The organism is Streptomyces sparsogenes (assembly GCF_001704635.1).
In the GTDB taxonomy this organism is placed as follows: domain Bacteria; phylum Actinomycetota; class Actinomycetes; order Streptomycetales; family Streptomycetaceae; genus Streptomyces; species Streptomyces sparsogenes.
This window is the reverse complement of record NZ_MAXF01000034.1, coordinates 1-19,701: the sequence shown is the minus strand read 5'-3', so window position 1 is coordinate 19,701 and position 19,701 is coordinate 1. Positions and strand designations below refer to the sequence as shown.

19 protein-coding genes are annotated in these 19,701 nt (G+C 72.5%); 5 read left to right on the top strand and 14 right to left on the bottom strand.

All coding sequences use genetic code 11. The features are described 5' to 3' along the window. Positions 1-344: 344 nt before the first annotated feature. Positions 345-1,478, bottom strand: a complete 1,134-nt coding sequence (locus BBH68_RS07145; RefSeq protein WP_065959851.1) for an epoxide hydrolase family protein — start codon at positions 1,476-1,478, stop codon at positions 345-347. A 63-nt stretch (positions 1,479-1,541) separates the two neighbouring features. Between BBH68_RS07145 and BBH68_RS07140 the strand changes: the two genes are divergently transcribed. Further along, positions 1,542-2,570, top strand: coding sequence for a helix-turn-helix transcriptional regulator (locus BBH68_RS07140; protein ID WP_079150850.1), 1,029 nt, complete (start codon positions 1,542-1,544; stop codon positions 2,568-2,570). 140 nt (positions 2,571-2,710) lie between these two features. Here BBH68_RS07140 and BBH68_RS07135 read toward each other — a convergent pair whose 3' ends face one another. The 4 genes from BBH68_RS07135 to BBH68_RS07125 form a co-directional block, all read right to left on the bottom strand. Beyond that, positions 2,711-3,997 carry an MFS transporter gene (locus BBH68_RS07135; protein WP_065959849.1) on the bottom strand — a complete coding sequence of 429 codons (1,287 nt, stop codon included), beginning with the start codon at positions 3,995-3,997 and terminating at the stop codon, positions 2,711-2,713. Between the two features lie 295 nt (positions 3,998-4,292). After that, positions 4,293-5,483 (bottom strand): methyltransferase domain-containing protein, encoded by a 1,191-nt coding sequence (locus BBH68_RS07130; RefSeq protein ID WP_104531240.1) that lies wholly within the window; start codon positions 5,481-5,483, stop codon positions 4,293-4,295. Continuing rightward, on the bottom strand, positions 5,480-5,629 hold the full coding sequence (locus BBH68_RS41850; protein ID WP_170066544.1) for a hypothetical protein: 150 nt from the start codon (positions 5,627-5,629) through the stop codon (positions 5,480-5,482). Before BBH68_RS41850 ends, BBH68_RS07130 begins: the two co-directional genes overlap by 4 nt. Before the next feature lie 233 nt (positions 5,630-5,862). After that, complete coding sequence (locus BBH68_RS07125; RefSeq protein WP_065959844.1) at positions 5,863-6,246, bottom strand: hypothetical protein; 384 nt, start codon at positions 6,244-6,246, stop codon at positions 5,863-5,865. A 427-nt stretch (positions 6,247-6,673) separates the two neighbouring features. Here BBH68_RS07125 and BBH68_RS07120 point away from each other — a divergent pair, with 427 nt between their 5' ends. The 4 genes from BBH68_RS07120 to BBH68_RS07105 all read left to right on the top strand — a co-directional run bounded on the left by BBH68_RS07120 (position 6,674) and on the right by BBH68_RS07105 (position 10,454). Beyond that, positions 6,674-7,828 carry a helix-turn-helix domain-containing protein gene (locus BBH68_RS07120; RefSeq protein ID WP_079150849.1) on the top strand — a complete coding sequence of 385 codons (1,155 nt, stop codon included), beginning with the start codon at positions 6,674-6,676 and terminating at the stop codon, positions 7,826-7,828. Positions 7,829-7,860: 32 nt separating this feature from the next. Next, entirely contained in the window at positions 7,861-8,592 is a 732-nt protein-coding gene (locus BBH68_RS07115) for a class I SAM-dependent methyltransferase (RefSeq protein WP_065959871.1), read from the top strand. Between the two features lie 41 nt (positions 8,593-8,633). Then, a complete protein-coding gene (locus BBH68_RS07110; protein ID WP_065959840.1) occupies positions 8,634-9,380 on the top strand; it encodes an SAM-dependent methyltransferase in 747 nt (248 codons plus the stop codon). A 90-nt stretch (positions 9,381-9,470) separates the two neighbouring features. Beyond that, positions 9,471-10,454 (top strand): proline dehydrogenase family protein, encoded by a 984-nt coding sequence (locus tag BBH68_RS07105; RefSeq protein WP_065959839.1) that lies wholly within the window; start codon positions 9,471-9,473, stop codon positions 10,452-10,454. Positions 10,455-10,495: 41 nt separating this feature from the next. Here the strand turns inward: BBH68_RS07105 and BBH68_RS07100 are convergent, their stop codons facing one another. The 9 genes from BBH68_RS07100 to BBH68_RS43975 all read right to left on the bottom strand — a co-directional run. Then, complete coding sequence (locus tag BBH68_RS07100; protein WP_065959836.1) at positions 10,496-11,302, bottom strand: nucleotidyltransferase domain-containing protein; 807 nt, start codon at positions 11,300-11,302, stop codon at positions 10,496-10,498. Positions 11,303-11,430: 128 nt separating this feature from the next. Next, positions 11,431-12,657, bottom strand: coding sequence for a methionine adenosyltransferase (gene metK, locus BBH68_RS07095; protein ID WP_065959833.1), 1,227 nt, complete (start codon positions 12,655-12,657; stop codon positions 11,431-11,433). 118 nt (positions 12,658-12,775) lie between these two features. Continuing rightward, positions 12,776-13,888, bottom strand: coding sequence for a class I SAM-dependent methyltransferase (locus BBH68_RS07090; RefSeq protein WP_065959832.1), 1,113 nt, complete (start codon positions 13,886-13,888; stop codon positions 12,776-12,778). A 199-nt stretch (positions 13,889-14,087) separates the two neighbouring features. Next, positions 14,088-14,825 carry a 3-oxoacyl-ACP reductase FabG gene (gene fabG / locus BBH68_RS07085; protein WP_065959830.1) on the bottom strand — a complete coding sequence of 246 codons (738 nt, stop codon included), beginning with the start codon at positions 14,823-14,825 and terminating at the stop codon, positions 14,088-14,090. Between the two features lie 149 nt (positions 14,826-14,974). Beyond that, the gene (locus BBH68_RS07080) at positions 14,975-16,129 is read right to left on the bottom strand and encodes a beta-ketoacyl synthase N-terminal-like domain-containing protein (protein WP_079150847.1); all 1,155 of its coding nucleotides are present in this window, start codon (positions 16,127-16,129) and stop codon (positions 14,975-14,977) included. Next, the gene (locus BBH68_RS07075; protein WP_065959828.1) at positions 16,126-17,352 is read right to left on the bottom strand and encodes a beta-ketoacyl-[acyl-carrier-protein] synthase family protein; all 1,227 of its coding nucleotides are present in this window, start codon (positions 17,350-17,352) and stop codon (positions 16,126-16,128) included. The genes BBH68_RS07080 and BBH68_RS07075 overlap by 4 nt, the downstream gene beginning before the upstream one ends. After that, on the bottom strand, positions 17,349-17,606 hold the full coding sequence (locus BBH68_RS07070; RefSeq protein ID WP_065959826.1) for an acyl carrier protein: 258 nt from the start codon (positions 17,604-17,606) through the stop codon (positions 17,349-17,351). Before BBH68_RS07070 ends, BBH68_RS07075 begins: the two co-directional genes overlap by 4 nt. 183 nt (positions 17,607-17,789) lie before the next feature. Then, complete coding sequence (locus BBH68_RS07065; RefSeq protein ID WP_065959824.1) at positions 17,790-17,993, bottom strand: MbtH family protein; 204 nt, start codon at positions 17,991-17,993, stop codon at positions 17,790-17,792. A gap of 103 nt (positions 17,994-18,096) precedes the next feature. Next, positions 18,097-19,701, bottom strand: a 1,605-nt coding sequence (locus tag BBH68_RS43975) for a thioesterase domain-containing protein (RefSeq protein ID WP_170066543.1), incomplete at its 5' end; no start/stop codon positions are given.

Sequence of the window (19,701 nt, the reverse complement as noted above, 5' to 3'; positions counted from 1 at the left end):
GAGCGATTCCCCTTTCCTGCGAACGGGCGGCGGGCGACAATACATATCAAGGAGGGACCACAGGACGGTTCCGCCAGTTGGACGGGGGACACATGCTTTTCATTGTTTCCATGGTGGTCGCATGCGCGGCCGTGGTCGGAGTGTGCTTGGCCGTACTGCGGCGCCGAGGCGGTTCGGGGGAGCGCGGGGCGCTGGAGCGTGCGGCGGCGGACCAGGGACTCGCGCGGGGGCTGAGCGCCGCGAACGCCACGAGGCAGAACGTGGGGCCCTACGGGTCCTGAATCCCCGGCCGCAGCCCGTCAACTGCTCCTCCGCCCGAGTCGGCGGCCCGAGTCGTCAGCCCCTTAGCGGACCTTGGTGAAGAAGGCGCGCATGTCGGCGGCCATGGCGTCGGGCTGGTCCATGGCCAGGAAGTGGTGACCGCCCGGGTTGTCCGTGGGCCAGTGGGCGATGGTGTTGTGCCGCTCGGCGAGCCGCCGGATCCCGGGAGCACCGCTGTAGACGCCGGTCGGCACCGCCTTCTGGCCCTCCGGCCAGCCGAAGCCCGTGCTGTCGTACATGGGCCAGGAGGAGGAGCCGAAGGTGTCGGTGAACCAGTAGAGGGTCGTGTTGGTGAGGATCAGATCGCGGTCGATCAGCTCCTCCGGGAGCTTGTCGGCGACGGTGAACTCCTTGAACTTCTGGATCATCCAGGCCAGCGCGGCGACGGGGGAGTCGTGCCAGCCGTACGCGAAGGTCTGGGGGGCGGCGCGGAGCAGGGCGTGGTGGGGGACGCCGTTCGTCCAGTCCGCCTGCTGGAGCTGTTCGAAGGCCGCACGCTCCTCCTCGTTCAGCTCGGGGACGTCGGCTTCGGTGGGAATGCCGAGCCCGGCGGTGATGTACACGCCGACGACGTGATCGGGTGCCGCCTTGGCCACCTCGGGGGCGACGTACGCGCCGAGGTCCCCGCCCTGGGTGCCGTAGCGGTCGTAGCCGAGCCGGTCCATCAACCGCGCCCAGAGACGGGCCACCCGGGCCACGTTCCAGCCGGTTTCGCGCGGCGGCGCGGAGAAGCCGAAGCCGGGCACCGACGGGACGACCACATGGAACGCCTGGGACGGGTCGCCGCCGTGCGAGCGGGGATCGGAGAGGCGGCCGATGAGTTCGGCGAACTCGACGAAGGAGTTCGGCCAGCCGTGGGTGAGGATCAGCGGCAGGGCGTCGGGCTCCGGCGAGCGGACATGCAGGAAGTGGATGTCCTGGCCGTCGATCTCGGTCATGAACTGGGGGAATTCGTTCAGCCGCGCCTCCTGCCGGCGCCAGTCGTAGCCATCCCGCCAGTAGTCGGCCAGCTCCTTGAGGTGGGCCAGGGGCACGCCCCGGCTCCAGCCCTCGCCGGGCAGCTGCCTCGGCCAGCGGGTGCGGGCCAGCCGCTCGCGCAGATCGTCCAGGTCGGACTGGGGGATGTCGATACGGAAGGGGCGGAGTTCATCGCTCATGCGGCGACTGTAGGAGCCATCCAGGCCGGATCCTGACCTAGATGGCCCGGCATGATGGACGCCATGAGCACCCCTTCCGCCCGGCTCTTGTCCTTGTTGTCGTTGTTGCAGACCCCGCGCGAGTGGCCCGGCAGCGAGCTGGCGGACCGTCTGGCGGTCAGCCCCCGCACGGTCCGCCGGGACATCGACCGGCTGCGTGAGCTGGGATACCCGGTGGAGGCGAGCATGGGGGCCGCCGGGGGATACCGGCTCGCCGCGGGCAAGGCCATGCCGCCGCTGCTGCTGGACGACGAGGAGGCCGTGGCCCTCGCGGTCGCGCTCAGCACGGCGGTCGGCAACCCGGTGAGCGGTATCGAGCAGGCGTCCCTGCGCGCCCTGGCCAAATTGGAGCAGGTGCTGCCGTCCCGGCTGCGACACCGGGTCGGCGCCTTCCGGACCGCCACGGAATCGCTGGCCACCGAGAGCCCCTCGGCCGTCGACCCGCACGACCTCGCCGTGACCGCCGCGGCCGTGGCCGGCGGTGAACGGCTCCGGTTCGCCTACCGGGCCGGGGACGGCAGCCGGAGCAGCCGGCTGGTCGAGCCGCACCGACTGGTGCTGGCGGGGCGCCGCTGGTACCTGCTGGCGTACGACAACGAACGCGACGACTGGCGGATCTTCCGCGCCGACCGGATGACCCGCCTCCAGCCCACCGGCATACGCGTCCCGCCCCGCGAACTGCCCGAGAAGGACGCGGCCGCCTTCGTCACCCGCACCATGTACTCCCTCGCCCCCACCTACGAGGTACGCGCCACCGTGCGCCTCCCCGCCGCCCGGGTCGCGGAGCGGCTCGGCGCCGCGCCGGAGGAGGTGCGGCCGATCGACGAGAACAGCTGCGAGCTGCACGGGCGCGCCGACACGCTGGAGTGGCTGGCGTCCCGGCTGCTCATGCTGGGCTGTGAGTTCGAGGTCCATGACCCCCCGGAACTACGCGATCACCTGCGCACGATCGGGGGCCGCGCCCTCCGGGCCGCCGGAGACGGGGCGGGCGGAAACGGGGCGGCCGGACACCGGGCGGCCGGAGCCCCGCCGGCCGGAGGTCCGGCGGCCTGAACCCCGCCGGCCGGAGCCTCGGCGGCCGGGCGCCCGGACTGAGCGACCCACAACGTCCGGGACACCCGCGCCCTCAGCGGTGCCCCCAGCGTCGCCCAGGTGCGCCACCGACCCGTGAGCTACACATCCGAGCCCGTGAGCTACAGATCCGAGAGGGACGCCGAGCGCTCCCCTCCGCCGGTCGCGACGGGGCGCGTAGAGCGGGGGCGCGGCGCGAGAAGGCGACGCCCGGTGACCAGCGCGGCCAGGCCGGCCGCGGAGCCGGCGAGCGGGACCAGCAGCCCGGCCGCGGCGCCGTGCGCGTCGATGGCCCGGCCCGCGGCGGCGGAGCCCATGGCCAGGCCGAGACCGATCGCCCCCGTCAGCCAGGTGAACGCCTCGGTGGCCGCCCCCCTCGGCACCAGTTGCTCCACGAGGGTGTAGGCGGAGATCAGGGTGGGCGCGATGGCGAGGCCACAGCACAAGCCGGCCACGGCGAGGGCCGTCAGCGAGGGCATCGCCCAGAGCGTGGCGCAGCCGACGGCCAGCAGGGCGAAGGAGAACAGCATCCGGTGCGCGACCGACCGCTTCCAGCGCACCATGCCGTAGCCGACGCCGGCGCCCATGCTGCCGCAGGCGAACAGCCCGTAGACCACGCCACTGAGCCCCGCGTGCCCGGCCGCCTGCGCGGCGGCGGTCATGGACACCTGGAGCCCGCCGAAAACCGAGCCCACCCCGAGCAGCGAGCCGGCCAGCAGCCGCACGCCGGGGTAGGCGAGCGCGGGAGCCTGGCGGGTCCGCTCGCGGCGGCGCACCGGCGGCGCGCTGCCGCGCCGGGCCGCGAAGAGCAGGCCACCGACAACGGTCAGCGCCGCCTCGGCGACCAGCCCGGCCGCGGGGTCGACCCCCGTGCCGAGCGCCGTCGCCAGGACCGGCCCGACGACGAAGGTGAACTCGTCCGTCACCGACTCGAACGCGAAGGCGGTGGCGAGCGCGGCGGGCGGCCCCTCCCGCAGGGCATGCACCCAGCGGGCCCGCACCATGGCCCCGATCTGCGGCACGGACGCCCCGGCCGCGACCGCCGCGGCGAAGAGCGCCCAGGCAGGGGCCGCACCGAGGGCGAGCCCGACCAGCGCCGCCACGGCGACCCCGTGCACCCCGACGACCGGCACCAGCACGGCCGCCTGCCCGTACCGATCGGCCAGCCGCCCGATCCGCGGACCGGCCAGGGCCTGGGCCACGGCGGCCACGGCGGCCACGGTGCCGGCGAGGCCGTAGGAGTGCGTGGTGCCGGCGATCAGCAGCACGATGCCGAGCCCGAGCATGGCGTAGGGCAACCGCGCGACGAACGCGGGGACGAGGAAGGCCCGGGCGCCGGGGGTGCGCAGCACCGCGCCGTAGCCGACGCGGACAGGATTGGAAGACGCGGCCTTGGTGGGGCGCCCCATCGAGTACTTACTTTCCGCCGCCTGGTAGCGCCGCGGGGCCCGTCCCCGCCGAACGCCGAGGGTCGTCCGCTGTTGCCACAACCGGGGTAGATACCGCGCGGTGAACCGCGGCCGCCGATCGGTCGGGCCGACCCTGCATCAGGCAGATGTCGCCTGGTCTGGTGAACGGCCACCACTATAGCGGCCCGGCCGCGCCGACACGCTGGCCTGAGTTGTGGTGAGTATGGGACAGCGACACGCCGTGGCGTCGGCGTGTCGCTGTCCCATACTCACCACAAAGTGCCCGCCATCGGTTTCAGGGCCAGCCTGCACGGGCGGGCACCGGGTTGTCCGGGGCGTCCAACCAGATTCGTTCGCCGTGCCTGTCCACGGTCAGCCCGAAGCGGTCGAAGCCGGGTCGGCCCTCCTCCTCCCACCACCGGTAGGCCGCTTCCGCCTCGTCCCAGAGCCGGCGGGGGCCCGACTGCCACACGCGGGCAGGTGCCCCGTCGCGGAACTGCACACACGCCCAGGACCGGTCGGTGAGCCCGTAGAACCACACCGGGCGAGCCCCGTCCTCCTTCTCGGCGACGACGTGTCGGCAGTCGCGGACCAGGAGGCTCAGCGCGAAGCGTTGCGGGCTGAAGCGCCCGGCCACGAACTGGGCTTCCGTGATCGTGGTGGACGACTCGTCGCCGTCGGCCACGCTGCCGGGGACGTAGTCGGTGTGCACCATGGGCGGAAGGCGCTGCGCCCGGAGCTTCATGAACTCCACCGGCCCCGTGAAGGTGCCTGACGCGCTGCGCCCGTCGGCGGCGACGATCAGTCGGGCCACGGCGTCCCCGTTGTCGTAGTGCGTGCCCCAGGGGGCGACGATGATCCCGTGCGATCTGCACTGCCGCACCCAGGAGAACGGGATCGACCGGAGCCCGCAGGTTGCGATGATCCGGTCGTACGGTGCCGCGTCGGGGCAGCCCTGGAGACCGTCCCCGTGGACCACGCGCACGGGTGTGCCGAAGCGGTCGAGACTCGCTCTCGCTGCGGCCGCCACGGCCGCGTCCACCTCCACCGTCACGACGTTCTCCGCGCCCAGCCGGTGAGCCAGCAGCGCGGCGTTCCAGCCGGTGCCCGTGCCAATCTCCAGCACCCTGTGACCGACCCGTACGTCCAGGTCCCGGAGCATGGAGAACACGACGCTCGGCATCGAAGCGGAGCTGGTGGACACCTGGCCCGGTTCCGTACCCGAGTGTTTTCCGTCGTCCCATTGCGTGACGATGGGCGCGTCGGAGTCCGCGTACCTCAGCCATCCGGCCGGGTCATCTGCCTTGTTGACGGCGGTGCTTCGCCCCGTGCTCATGTCGAACGGCCACATCAGGTCGGGCAGAAACGCGGAGCGGGGTACGGCGTGGAACGCGGATGCCCAGTCCGGGGAGAGGACACCGGCTGACATGAGGACGCGCCCCAGCTCGGCACGGCTGGGGCGCTCCTGGTGTGCGTTTGGGGTCACGGGGCGGTGACCTCGTGCGTCTTGGGCGGGTTGGGGACGCCGGGGCCACCGTCCGGAGTTGGTGGCTGGTGGGGGCCGGGGTAGGGCTGGCCCGGCAGTTTGTCCCCGTTGCCGCCGTCAGCGGCTGTGGTGATCTGCGACCTCATCGTTTGCTCCTTCATTCTGTTTTACGGGATCCATTTGGGCCACTGGCCCGACGAGCACACCACGCACGGGACCTTGGTCGTGCCCCCGCACGTCACGCACCCCGCGAGTCCGCCGCAGCCGGGGCAGGTGACCTCGCCCCAGCCCGCGCAATAGCCGCAGTACCACGTGTGCCCGTTGGCGTCCGTCCAGGCCGGGAGGGACCGACCTGGACAGCTCTGTCGCGGGCCGCCGGTCACGGGCCGGACGTGGTCGAACCCCGGAGGCGCGGGCGTTCCCGTTTCTCCGACTTCTCCGGGCAGGGGATCCCGGTGCGCTCCTCGCAGCGGCAGGGGCGGAACCAGAGGGGGTCGAGGGCCGCTCGGACGTCTTCGGCGGTGGCTTGGGGGAGGAGTACGGTCCGGGCGCGCCTGGTGTGGGTCCCTCTCCTGACGGCGTCGGCGAGAGCCCGCGCGGCCTCCGGCCGGATGCCGCTGATGTGCACCAGGCCCCGGGATGACGCTCCGCCCACGGCCGACCAGCCGATGCTCAGCGGTTCGATACCGGCGAGGGCCAACGCGGACCGGAGTTCGGCGGCGGCCCGCTCGGCGTTCGTCGTGGCTCCGTCGAGGCCGGTCACCGGCCGGCCCCCGCCCGTGCGGGGGTGAAGGGCGGGATGTATGGCGGCGCCGGGTCGATGCCCCGCATGAGGGGGATGGTCCACTCGACCGGGATCCGGGGCAGTCGCAGGCGTGTCTGCTCTGCGTACGACACGGGGCGCGGCAGGGGGGCGGGGGCGGTGGTGCGCGGCGGAGGGGGAGTGGGGCGTGGCTGTGGTTCGGGGGTGGCGGTTCGGGGGCCGAACAGGGCCTTTTTCACTCGTCCGAGTGATCGTGATACGAATTGCATTGTCGTTCTGCTCCAGTCAGATCGGCCATGCCCCCGGGCCGCTGCAACGGTCGCGGGGGTCCTGTATGTCTAGTCAACGCCTCGCGGGTGGGCAGGACTTGCACACTTCTTGCACACCGACCCTGCGTCAGGCGGTCGGGAGTGGGACCATGGGAAACATGAACGGCGCGAATGTTCCCGGACCCGGCGCCAACATCGCGGCGCTCCGTAAAGATCGCGGGCTGAGCCAGGTCGCACTGGCCCGCCGGGCAGGTGTGTCCGTCTCCCTCCTCAGAAAAATCGAAGTGGGGGACCGAGCCTTAACGCAGAGCGTAGCCGCATCGCTGGCCCGGGCGATGGGCCTGACCCTTGATGAAGTACTGGGCCGGACACCGGAAGCGGACCTGTCCGATCTGAGTTACGCCATTCGCCAATTTGACCTCTCCGGAGAACCGCCCCGGGAACCGGCGAGGTTGGCACTCGAGGTGGACAGCCTCAACCGGCATCGGTGGAACAGCGAACTGGCCGAGGTGTCAGCGAAGCTTCCGCCCTTGCTGGTGAAGGTGACCAACCAAGCGCACGCGACAGGCCGTCCGAGCGACTGGACACTTGTCGCCGACGTCTACAGCGTGGTCTATTGGCTTGCCGCCCGGCACCGGTGGATGCACTTGGCGGAGCTGGCCACGATGAAGCAGCGCCTGGCCGCTGAACGGGCGGATCCGATCGCGGCCATTGTGGCGGCGCGGGACGATGCCGGTACGTTCTTGAATTCGGGCGACTTCGCCGGAGGACTGGCCATTGTCGACCGTGCCATCGTACGGGCGGAATCCTCTCTCCGAGGGCGCGAGCGGGCCTTTGGGCTGGGCCTCCTGCATCTTCGCGGGCTGACCTTGGCCGGGCGCTTGAGGGACAAGCAGACCACGAACCAGCACATCGCGGCCGCGTGGCGTACGGCGGAGGAATTCCCGGAGGACGTCGCCGAGCACGGAATCCACTTCGGCCAGGAGAATACGGCCACGCACGTCATCTCCACCGCTTCCGACATGGAGCGCCATCGAGAAGCCCTCGACACGGCAGAGGACCTGATTCGCGCGGGGCTGACGCTTCCGGCTACCCGCGTGGGTCCGCTGTACATGAATATCGGACGCTCGCAATTGGCCCTGGGGGACCGGGACGGCACTCTGGAGTCTCTGGAGAAGGCATGGACCGTGGCACCCGAAATGGCTGCCGTCCATCCGACCAGCCGGGAACTCACACGGGTGCTGACGTCCCTGCACAAGCGCAGCAATCCGCGCCTGACCAGGCTTGCGAAGCGGGCCGGAATCGCGATGTGAGGCAGCAGCTCCGCTGCTATACCTTCGGGCGCATGGCTGATGAAGAGTTCAGGCATCCGCGGCTGGCCGCGATCTACGATCCGCTCGATCCCGACCGCAGTGACCTGGACGCCTACCTCGACCTCGCGGAGGGGCTCGGGGCGAGGCGGGTGCTGGACATCGGCTGCGGGACGGGCGTGTTCGCGCTGTTGCTGGCCGACCGTGGGGTCGAGGTCGTGGGTGTTGACCCGGCCGAGGCGTCGCTCGACGTGGCGCGGGGCAAGCCGGGCAGTGAGCGGGTGCGGTGGATCTGCGGGGATGCCACCGCGTTGCCGCCGCTGCGGGTGGATCTCGCCACCATGACGGCGAACGTCGCCCAGCAGATCGTCGACCCGGGGGCATGGCAGGGGACGCTGCGGGGCGCCTATGAGGCGCTGCGGCCGGGTGGGCACCTGGTGTTCGAGACGCGGGACCCCGCGAAGCGGGCCTGGGAGGAGTGGAACCGCGAGGATTCCTACCGGGTCACGGAGATACCGGGCGTGGGCGCGGTGGCGAGCTGGGTGGAGGTGACTGAGGTCGCCGGGCCCTTGGTGTCGTTCCGGTGGCATTACGTGTTCGCGGCGGATGGTGAGGTGTTGACGGCCGAGTCGACCCTGCGGTTCCGGGAGCGGGGGGAGGTCGAGGCGGACTTGGTCGCGCAGGGTTTCACGCTGCTGGAGGTGCGCGACGCGCCGGATCGGCCGGGGAAGGAGTTCGTCTTCGTTGCCGTTCGGCCAGAGGCGTGATTCACTCGGCGTGACCTCAACCGGCAGAAGGAAACCCACGAGTGGATCTCCCGCGCTCCATCGTCATCAGCGAACACAGTCATCGCATCCACAACCCGTTCACCAGCGAGAAACTCGCCACCCTGGGCCAGGCGTTGCGCCTGGAGCCGGGGACGCGGATGCTCGATCTGGCCAGCGGATCGGGGGAGATGCTGTGCACCTGGGCCCGTGATCACGGGATCACGGGGATCGGGGTGGACATCAGCACGGTGTTCGTCGACAAGGCGCGGGCGCGGGCCGCCGAGTTGGGGGTCGCCGAGCGGGTGGTGTTCGTGCACGGCGACGCGTCGGGGTATGTGGCCGAGGAGCCGGTGGACCTGGTGTCGTGTGTGGGCGCCACCTGGATCGGTGGTGGCGTGCCGGGCACGGTGGAGCTGTTGCGGAAGAGTCTGCGGCCGGGCGGCATGATGCTGATCGGTGAGCCGTACTGGCGGCTGGAGCCGCCGGACCAGCGGACCGTCGAGGCCTGCCATGCCCGGAGCAAGGAGGAGTTCCTGCCGCTGGCCGGGCTGATCGAGCTGTTCGGTGGGCTCGGTTACGACGTGGTGGAGATGGTGCTGGCCGACCAGGACAGCTGGGACCGGTACCGGGCGGCGCAGTGGTTGAACATCCGCCGCTGGCTGGACCGCCATCCCGAGGACGAACTGGCCGCCGAGCTGCGGTCCGAGCTGTCCACCGCCCCGGCACGCTACGCCCGGTACGAGCGCGAGTATCTCGGCTGGGGCGTGTTCGCGCTCATGCCCCGCTGACTGCGTGTCGCGATCCGAGACGCTCATTGCAGCCCGACCGATCGTTCGGTTAGTGTCGCCCCGCGTTCGTTCCCAGCGATGAGGTGGCACATGATCCCGCAGGATGCGGCCGGTGGCGCGACCGGCGACGACGACCTACTCGCCCGAGTCGCCGATGTGATCCGGCGGCTGGCACTCGACGAGAAGCTCAAGGAGCGTGTGCCGTCCGACCCGATGCTCGGCCCCCTGGCGCGGCGCATCGCCCGCCGGTACGTGGCCGGTGAGACGGTGGCCGAAGCGCTGGCGGCCGTCGCCGCGATCAACGGGCGCGGACATCGCTCCACCGTGGACTACATGGGCGAGAGCTGCCGGGACGCCGCGCGCGCCGACGCCGCGACGGACGTGTTCCTGGACGTGAGCGAGCGCCTGGCCGGGGGCGGGCACGACTCCTCCGTCTCGCTCGACCTGTCCCACATCGGGCTCGCCGTGGACGCCGGGTTGGCGCTGCGCAACGCCCGGCGGATCGCCGAGGCGACGGCCGCCGCCGGCCAGGAAATGATCATCTCGGCGGAGGGATCGGACCGCACCGACGCGGTCCTCGACGTCCACGGCGCGCTGTGCGAGGAGTTCGACCACATCGGGGTCACCGTGCAGGCGCGGCTGCACAGGACCGCCGACGACATGCCTGTCCTGCTGCGCCGCCTCGGGCGGATCCGGCTGGTCAAGGGGTCGTTCTTCGAGCCCGAGACGATCGCCCACCGGCGGGGCAGCCGCGAGCTGCGCGAGGCGTATCTGAGCTGTGCCCGGGCCCTGGTCGACGCCGGCCACTCGTGTTCCTTCGCCACCCATGACTGGGACCTGTTCGGCGAACTGGAGTCGATGGTGGCCGGCGGCGCCCACGACCCGGCCGCGCCGTGGGAGTTCGAGACCCTGCTGGGCCTGGGGACCGATCGGGTCGCCGCCATGCGGGAGAAGGGGCACCCCACCCGGGAGTACGTCGTCTACGGCACCGAGTGGTGGCTGTATGTGTGCAACCGGATCGCGGAGGACCCCCAACGGCTCTTCCACGCCGTCGCCGACGCGGCGGGTCGGTAGGGCCGACGCCGCGGGCCGGTGGGAACCGGCCCGCGGAGTGGTCAGCCCGTCTGGTCGATGACCTCGTGGAGGTACCGCATCGCGAGCTTCTCGGCGTCCCGGCGGCGTTCGATCGGCGCCGCCGCCCCGGCCTCGTCGAGCCACCGCCGGTAGAGCTCGACGACGGCGAGGAGCGCCCGGCCGGCGTCCTGTCGGTCGTAACCGCACAGGGTGGCCTGAAGCTCTCGGGCCTCATCCGGTGCGAGGGATTCCAGGTGGCGCACGCCGCGGGGGATCGCGCCCACCCGGCGGGCGGCCAGGGGGCCGAGCACGGCCTCGCGCAGGTAATTGAGGAAGCTGATCACCTCGAACAGTTCACCGCGGCCGAGTTTGGTCGCGCCGTAGTGCACCCAGATCCAGAACCGGTCCTCGATCCACTGGAGATCGAGCGACGGGGTGGCCGGCGGACGCTCCGCGAGCGCGGCGGCCAGGTGGCCGTCCCGGTCCCACAGGATGTCCGGGTCCTCCACGCGCTCCGCGAAGTCGGAGGCGCGCACGAACTTGAAGTCGACATGCAGCAGGGGCGGCCCGACCAGCGTGATGATCAGGCGGGGCTCGCCGACGTGTTCCCCCGTGAACCCGGCCACCAGCGGAACCCATGAGCCGATCAGCGTCAGCCGTTCCTTCATGACCGAGTCGAAGGCCTCGTCGTCGACGGCCACGATCAGGTCCACATCGGAGTAGGCGTCGGCGTATCCCCCCGCGAGCGACCCCGCGACGGCGACACCGGCCACTCGCGCGTCCTGCCGGATCCGGGGAAGTGTCTCGTCGAGGAACCGGCTGTGGAGGGAGGGGGCGGCGGCGTCCATGGCATCCCTTTCCGGTGGGAACAAAGTCTTGCAACGTACCACGCCGGCAGGACGGATGCTCGAGTCTCATGCCCGGGGTCCGGCAGCGCGCTGTCCGCCGGACCCCGGCCGTCAAAGACACCCGCCCGTCACAGGCCCGCCGCCGCGCGCAGCTTCGCCGCGCGGTCGGTGCGCTCCCAGGTGAACTCGGGGCGGCCGAAGTGGCCGTAGGCGGCGGTCCGGGCGTAGCCGGGGCGGAGCAGGTCGAGGTCGCGGATGATGGCGGCGGGGCGGAGGTCGAACACCTCGGCGATGGCGTCGGTGACGCGGTGGACGGCCACCCGGGCGGTGCCGAAGGTCTCCACGAAGAGGCTGACCGGCTCGGCCTTCCCGATGGCGTACGCGACCTGCACCTCGCAGCGGTCCGCGAGGCCCGCGGCGACCACGTTCTTGGCGACCCAGCGCATGGCGTACGCGGCGCTGCGGTCCACCTTGGAGGGGTCCTTGCCGGAGAACGCGCCACCGCCATGGCGGGCCACGCCCCCGTACGTGTCCACGATGATCTTGCGGCCGGTCAGGCCCGCGTCGGCCATCGGGCCACCCTGCTCGAACCGGCCGGTCGGGTTGACCAGCAGCCGTACGTCGTCGGTGGCCAGCCGGATGCCCTCGGCGCGCAGCGCCTCCAGCTCCGGCTCGACGACACGCGCGCGGATGTCGGGGGTGAGCAGCCCGGCGAGGTCCACATCGGCGGCGTGCTGGCTGGAGATGACGACGGTGTCGAGCCGTACGGGCTTGCTGCCCCGGTACTCGACGGTCACCTGGGTCTTGCCGTCGGGGCGCAGATACGGCACGGTGCCGTCCTTGCGGACGGCGGTCAGCCGGCGGGCCAGCCGGTGGGCCAGGGTGATCGGGAGGGGCATCAGCTCCGGCGTTTCATCGCACGCGTAGCCGAACATCAGCCCTTGGTCGCCCGCGCCCTGGCGGTCGAGGTCATCCACGACCTCGCCGGGGCCGGGTGTGCCGGAGCCGTCGCGGACCTCGTACGCCTGGTCGACGCCCCGCGCGATGTCCGGCGACTGGGCGCCGAGGGACACCGAGACGCCGCAGGTGGCGCCGTCGAAGCCCATGGTGGAGCGGTCGTAGCCGATGTCGAGGACGCAAGCGCGCACCAGGGCCGCGATGTCGATGTTCCGGGCGGTGGTGGCGATCTCGCCCGCGATGTGCACCTGGCCGGTGGTCAGGAGCGTCTCCACGGCGACCCGGGCGCGGGGGTCCTGGGCGAGCAGGGCGTCCAGGATCGTGTCGCTGATCTGGTCGGCCATCTTGTCGGGGTGGCCTTCGGTCACCGATTCGGAGGTGAAGAGGCGTGTGGGCATGGTGTGTTCTCCCTTGCGTGGGTGCCGCGAAGTGCTCCCCGGCGCGCGGGGCCGCGCCGGGGAGCGGGGGAGGTGGCTTACGGAGGCGGCCTGTTCGGGCGGGCGGACGGGCGGGCGGTCAGGAGCGGCGGGCGAGCAGCACCCGGTGCATCGGGGTGTCGAGCAGGCCGACCCGGCGCAGCCCCGCGTCCGCCAGCCACTGGTCGTAGTCGTGCACGGTGAAGGCGTCGCCGCCACCGGTGGCCAGCATGGAGGCGGCGAACAGCCGGAAGAACTTGTTCTGCACCGAGCCCTCGCCGCGGTCCTCGTCGACGATGTGGTCGGCGATCGCGATCACCCCGTCCTCCGTCAGCCCCTTGGTGGCCTTCAGCAGCAGCTCGCGCGCCGACTCGGGGGTCTGGAGGTGGAAGATGTTGACGAACAGCGCCAGGTCGGTGCCGCTGCCCCAGTCCTCGCTCCAGAAGTCCACGACCTCGCCCCGGAACCGCTCGGCGACCCCGAGCTGGGTGGCCTGCCGGGCGGCGATCGGGATGATCCGCTCGGCGTCCAGTCCGCGGGCGGTCAGCTCCGGGAACTCGCGCAGCAGCAGGTGGCTGTAGATGCCGGTGCCGCAGCCGACGTCCAGCAGATTCGCGGAGCGGCCGGTGGTCCAGCCCAGGTCGCGCAGGGCGCCGGCCAGCGCCCGGGTGATCGGCGGCGCCCAGAAGTTGATGCCGCGGACCAGTGAGGTGTAGTCCTCCTCCGATATCTGGTTGAGCTGCTGTGCGCCGTCGGCGGCGCGGGCGCCGGAGCGTACGTTGTCGGCGAGGTGGCGCCAGGCGTTCCAGGCGACGTTGCGGTCGTGGCCGATCTTCCCGGCGAGGCTGAAGAGCCCGTGGGGCGCGAACACGCCGTGCAGCTCGGCTGGCAGCGTGTAGACGGCCTGGCCGTCGTCCCCTCTGGTGCGCTGGACGACGTCGTACGCGTACAGGCCGTCCAGCAGGACGCGGGTGGCCCGCAGATCGGTGTCGAGGATCTCGGCGAGCTGGGCGGCGGTGGCCGGGCCGACGGCCAGGGCGGCGAAGGCGCCGAGGTCCTGGGCGGCCTCGATGACGCCTGGCGCCCACATGCCGATCAGGTGCTCGTACAGCCGGTGGGCGGCCCGGACCTCGCCGTCCAGGGCCTCGGGGAAGGCGGTGGTGTCGACGAGCGGGGTGAGGTTGGCGGACGCGGTGGTGGCGGGGATGGTCATGAGGCCGGCTCCTTGGTGAGTCGCGGGGCGGGGACGGGTCTGTGGTGGGCTGGGCCGTGGTGGACGAGGCTGTGGTGGACGGCCCCGTCGTGGGCGAGGCTGTGGTGGGCGGGGACCGGGGGCGGGGCCGGGCGGTGCGGGCCGTGGTGGGCCGGGGCCCTGCGGTGCGGGCCGCGGCGGGCCGTGGGCGGCGGGGGCGTCAAAGCACGATCCCGCCGTCGATTTGCAGCACGGACCCGGTGATGTACGCGGCTTTGTCGGAGGCCAGGAAGGACACGGCCTCCGCGACCTCCTCCGCGGTGCCGAACCGGCCCAGCGGGACGGCCGCGACGGCGCGGTCCCGCTGGTCGCCGCTGAGGGCGCCGGTCATGTCCGTCTCGATCATTCCGGGGGCCACCGCGTTGGCGCGGATGCCGTACCGGCCGACCTCCTTGGCCAGCGCCCGGGTCATGGCGACCATCCCGGCCTTGGAGGCCGAGTAGTTGCCCTGCCCTGGGTTGCCGTAGAGCCCGGACACCGACGAGAGCGTGATGATCGAGCCGGCCTTGCGCTTGACCATCGGGAACAGCACGGCCCGGCAGACGTTGGACGCGCCGTCCAGGTTGGTGGTGAGCACCGCCCGCCAGTCCTGGTCGGACATCATCAGCATCGGCTTGTCGCGGGTGATGCCCGCGCTGGCCACGGCGACGGCGATGGGGCCGAGCTGGCGCTCGGTGCGCGTCACCCAGGCGCGTACGGCCTCGCCGTCGGCGATGTCCAGGCGCTCGGCGAGCGAGCCGGCCCCCAGCTCGGCGAGTTCCTTGCCGAGCTGCCGGGCCGACTCCTCGTCGGAGCGGTAGCAGAAGCTGATCGCGTAGCCGTCCTGGGCCAGCCGCAGCGCGGCCGCCCGGCCGATGCCCCGGGACCCGCCGCTGACCAGCGCGACCGGCTGGGCCACGGAGGTCGCGGAGGTCGCGGAGGCATCGGAGGCTGAAGGGGCCGCGGGGGTCGCAGAGGCCGTGGGGGTCCCAGGGGCCGCTGACGCCCCGGAGGTCGCGGACGCCGCAGGGGTCCCAGGGCCCCCGGGAGTCGCGGGCCTCGCGGGGCTCATCGGGCACCGCCCAGCAGCCGCAGCACCCCGCAGGCCACCAGGCCCTCGCGGTCCACCGAGGTGACCACGGCGGCCCGGCCGGCCGAGGCCGGGTCGGCGGACGCCGCGACCAGGACCGCGGCGAGCTGGAAGGCGGCCTGGGCCGAGGCGGTGTCGCCGATCAGCTCGTGGCACACCGCCCGGCCGGCGGCCTGCTGCCCGAACACCTCGGTCAGCAGGGCCCGTTCGGCCTCTCCCGCCGCGCCGGTCAGCCCGCCCCCGGCCGCCGCCCACACCTCGTCCGGGGTGACACCGGACTCGGCGAGGGCGTGGCGCACGCTCTCCCGCAGCGTGCCGGGCAGATCGCCGGTGACGTCCACCCGTACGTCGATCGCCAGGAGTTCGGCGAGCGCCGGCCGGTCCTCGGGGAGGGTGTCGGCGGGTTCGAGCAGCAGCATCGCGCAGCCCTCCCCGAGCGGCGCGCCCTGCTCCTCGTCCGCGCCCCGGCTGTGGCGCTCCAGCCAGGAACGGGCCCCGGAGTACTCCTCCACCGCCCCCACCAGCGCCCGCTCGGCCCGGCCCGCGGCCAGCAGCCGGCGGGCGTAGGCGAGGGCGAGCAGCGCGGCCGGACGGCCGCCGGCCAGGGTGGTGTTGGGGCCCTTGAGGCCGAAGCGGATGGCGCTGGCCCCGGCCGGGCTGTTCATCAGGGTGTTCGGCATCAGCTGCGCCGGCACGTCGTACGGCTTGTCGCCGACGAACGAGGCACGGCTGAAGTTCTGCTGGCTGGCCGCGCTGCCCAGGGTGGTGCCCAGGACGAGCGCGGTGCCGGTCCCCCGGGTCACCGGGTGTTCGTCGGCCTCGGCCTCCTCGAACAGCTCGCGTACGGCGGTGACCGCGAGCCCCATGGCCCGGTCCATGGTGCGGGTGCCGGCCCGGCCGAGGATCTGCCGGATGTCGAAGCCGGGCACCAGGCAGGCGGCGGCGTCGGGCGTCTGCCAGGCCGCCGGGTCCGGCACGGCCGCGGTGGGGCGCCGCGCGGCGATCCCCTCCGCGTACGCGGCGCGGCCCAGGCCGTACGGGGAGACGGCCGACCAGGCGGTGATGACGGCGCGGTCGGTGCGGGGGCGGCCCCGGGCCTCGGTGGTGACCTCCTTGGCGGGTACGGGGGTCATCGCTGGTCCTCCTCGTAGCGGCCGAGGACGACGGAGGCGTTGTTGCCGCCGAAGGCCAGGCCGTTGTTGACCACGATCCGCAGCGGCGCCTCGACGGCGTGGTTGGGCACGCAGTCGACGCCGCACTCGGGATCGGTGGAGCGGTGGTTGACGGTGGGCGGGATGAAGCCGTGGGCCAGGGCGAGGGCCGAGGCCGCGGCGCCCAGGGCGCTGGCCGCGCCCATGGAGTGGCCGAGCATGGACTTCAGGGCCACGGTGCGCGGCGGCCGGTCGCCGAACACCTCGCGGATCGCGCGGGTCTCGGTGATGTCGTTGGTCCTGGTGCCGGTGCCGTGCGCGGACACCAGATCCACCTCCTCCGGCTTGATCCCGGCGTCGGCGAGCGCGAGGCCTATGCAGCGGGCGACGCTCTCCTGGTCGGGGGCGGTCGGGTGGTGGGCGTCGCAGTTGAGGCCGTAGCCCAGCAGCTCGGCGTAGATCCGGGCGCCGCGCGCCAGCGCCGACTCCAGGGGCTCCAGCAGCAGGACGCCGGCGCCCTCGGCGGTCAGCAGCCCCTCCCGCTCGGCGTCGAACGGCCGGCAGCGGTCGGAGGCGACCAGGCCGAGCCGGGAGAAGCCGGCGAAGGTACGGCGGGCCAGCGCGTCCGACCCGCCGACCAGCGCGTAGTCCGCCTCGCCGGAGCGTACGGCGTCGAAGCCGTCGCCGATGGCGTAGTTGCCCGCCGCGCAGGCGGTGCCGAGCACGGACGGCACCGCCCGCGGCAGCCGCAGCTCACGGACGACGGCGAGCGCCAGCCGGTGGGCGGGCAGCCGCCGCACCGCGGTGGGCGCCAGGTGTTCCGGGCCGCCCGCGGCCAGTTCGGCCTCGACGAGCTGGTCCAGCTCCCTGGCCTCGCCGTCGGTGGTGCCGAGGGTGACCAGGCCGCGCCGGCCGCGCAGCTCCGCCAGGTCCAGCCCCGCGTCCCGGACCGCCAGCCGGGTGGCGGCGACGGAGAACTGGCTGGCCCGGCCCAGCTCTTCGAGCGGGGTGTGGCGGATCCACTCGGCCGGGTCGAAGTCCCGGACCTCGTGGGCGAGTTGGCGGCGGAAGCCGGTGGCGTCGAAGAGGGTGATCTCTCCGGCGCCGCACCGGCCTTCGCGCAGCCCGCGGGTGAACTCGGTGACACCATTGCCGATGCTGGACAGGACGCCGAGTCCGGTCAGCACCACTCGCCGGCCGGTCATCGCGATTCGGCCCGGGAGAGCACCTCGAGGACCGCCTCGAAGTGGATCATGTTCTGGAGTTCGTCCTGCTCGATGGTGACGCCGAAGGCCACCTCCAGGGCGGACAGCATCTCGATCGCGCACAGCGAGTCGGCCCCGTACTCGTCCACGAACAGCCCGGTGCGGGTCAGCTCCTCGCCCTCCAGGTCGAGGGAGTTGGCGAGGATCTCACGGACCTTGTCCTCGGCCGCGGTGTCGATGGTGATGGCGCTCATTGCGAATTCCTCCGTCGGAAAGTGATGTGCGGTGGGTGGGGGGTTGGGTGGTGCCCTCGGGCGGACCGGCCCGGGCGGGGCCGGTCCGCGTGGGTGGGGTGTGTGCCGGTCGGGTGTGTGTCGGCGGGATGTGCTTCGGTTGGATCTGTGTCGGTTGGATGTGCTTCGGTCGGGTGTCGCGGGCTAGGCCGTCTCGATCAGGCTCTTCGGGCGCAGATCGGTCCAGGTGCGCTCGACATACGCCAGGGCCTCCTCACGGCTGGTCTCGGCGAGTACCGCCGTCCAGCCGGCCGGGACCTCGGCGAAGGCGGGCCACAGGGAGTGCTGGCCCTCGTGGTTGACCAGGACCAGAAAGGTTCCGGTCTCGTCGTCGAAAGGGTTTGTCATATCCGGTTGATGTCCTCTCTCGCTCTCCTCTTTCTGACATGGGCATCCCTCGGGAGAAATTCACCATTCTCTTAGGGAAGTCTCTTCGGGAAGTCTTCTCGGCTCAGTCGCCGAGCGCTTCGGAAATGAATTTCGCGATATGGGCGGCGGGTTGCGGGGCCAGCATTCCGTCGTGGTCGGCGTCCACCTCGTGGCGGACGATCGCGCCGTCGATGTGCGCCGCCCAGCGGGCCTCGGTCGGGGCGGATTCGGCGAGTCCGCGGGTGGCCGCGAAGAAGAGCAGATCTCCGTGGTAGCGGCCCGGCCGGTGGGCCGAGCCCAGCTCGCTGAAGTGACGGATCACCCCGAGGAGATGGCCGAGCCGCGCCTCGTCGAGCTCGGCGAGGGGATTGCCGTCCCGGGCCAGCAGCGCCAGCACCCCGGCCGCGTCCGGCTTTCCGCCGTCCTCGGCGCCGCCCCGCGGGTCAAGCCCGCAGCGCAGCAGGATCTGGGCCAGCAGCGCCTGGTCGCTCAGGTCCTCGCCGGGGTCGCGCTCCGCCGCCGGGAAGCCGTCCAGGTTTGCCAGCAGCGCCACTTCGCGCCCCTGCTCCTGCAATTGGACGGCCATTTCATGGGCGACCAGCGCTCCGAAAGACCACCCGACAATATGGTACGGCCCGTCGGGTTGTATTTCCAGCATGCTCCGGATGTAATCCGCGGCCATTTCCCGTACGGAGCCGGGCTGCTGGGCCGGGGACACGATTCCGCCCGCCTGGAATCCGTACACGGGGAATTCGGTGAGCGCGCCGGCCAGCTCCAGGAACGGCCAGGAGAGCCCGACCCCGCCGTGCACACAGAACAGCGGCGGCCGCGTCCCCGCCCCCGTCCCCACGGCGCGGATCGGCAGCACCCGGGCGAAGGCGTCGGCCACGTCCGGCGCCGACCCGGCCGCGGTGGCCGCCGTGGCCAGGCCCGCCACCGTCCGGTGCAGGAACACATCGGCGGGGGAGAGCCCGACGCCCAGCTCGCGGGCGCGGGCGACCAGGCGGATGGAGCGGATGGAGTCGCCGCCCAGCTCGAAGAAGCTGTCCTCGGCGCCGACCCGGTCCAGCCCCAGCACCTCGGCGAAGGCCTGACACAACGTCTGCTCCAGCGGGGTGCGCGGCCCACGACCGGTGGCCGCGCGGGGCAGCCCAGGGGCCGGCAGGGCCTTGCGGTCCACCTTCGCGTTGGGCGTCAGCGGCATCCGCTCCAGTTCGGTGAGGAACGCCGGGACCATGTAGTCGGGCACCGCGGCCGCCAGATGGGCCCGCAGCTCCGCCAGGTCGATCCCCGGCTCGCCGCGCGGCACGATGTACCCGGCCAGCCGTGGCTCGCCCGGCGCGCCGGGCGTGTCATGGCGTACCACCACCGCGGCCTGCGCCACCCGTGGATGGCTCAGCAGCGTGGCCTCGATCTCGCCCGGCTCGATGCGGAAGCCGCGCACCTTGACCTGGTGGTCGGCCCGGCCCAGGTAGTCCAGGGAGCCGTCCGGCCGCCGCCGCACCAGGTCGCCGGTGCGGTACATCCGGGCGCCGGGCACCGGGGAGTGGGGGTCGGCGACGAACCGTCCCGCGGTCAGCCCCGGCCGGTCGTGGTAGCCGCGCGCCGGGGACGCCCCGCCGAGGTACAGCTCGCCGGTCACCCCGGCCGGCACCGGCCGCAGCGCCGCGTCCAGGAGCCCGGTTGC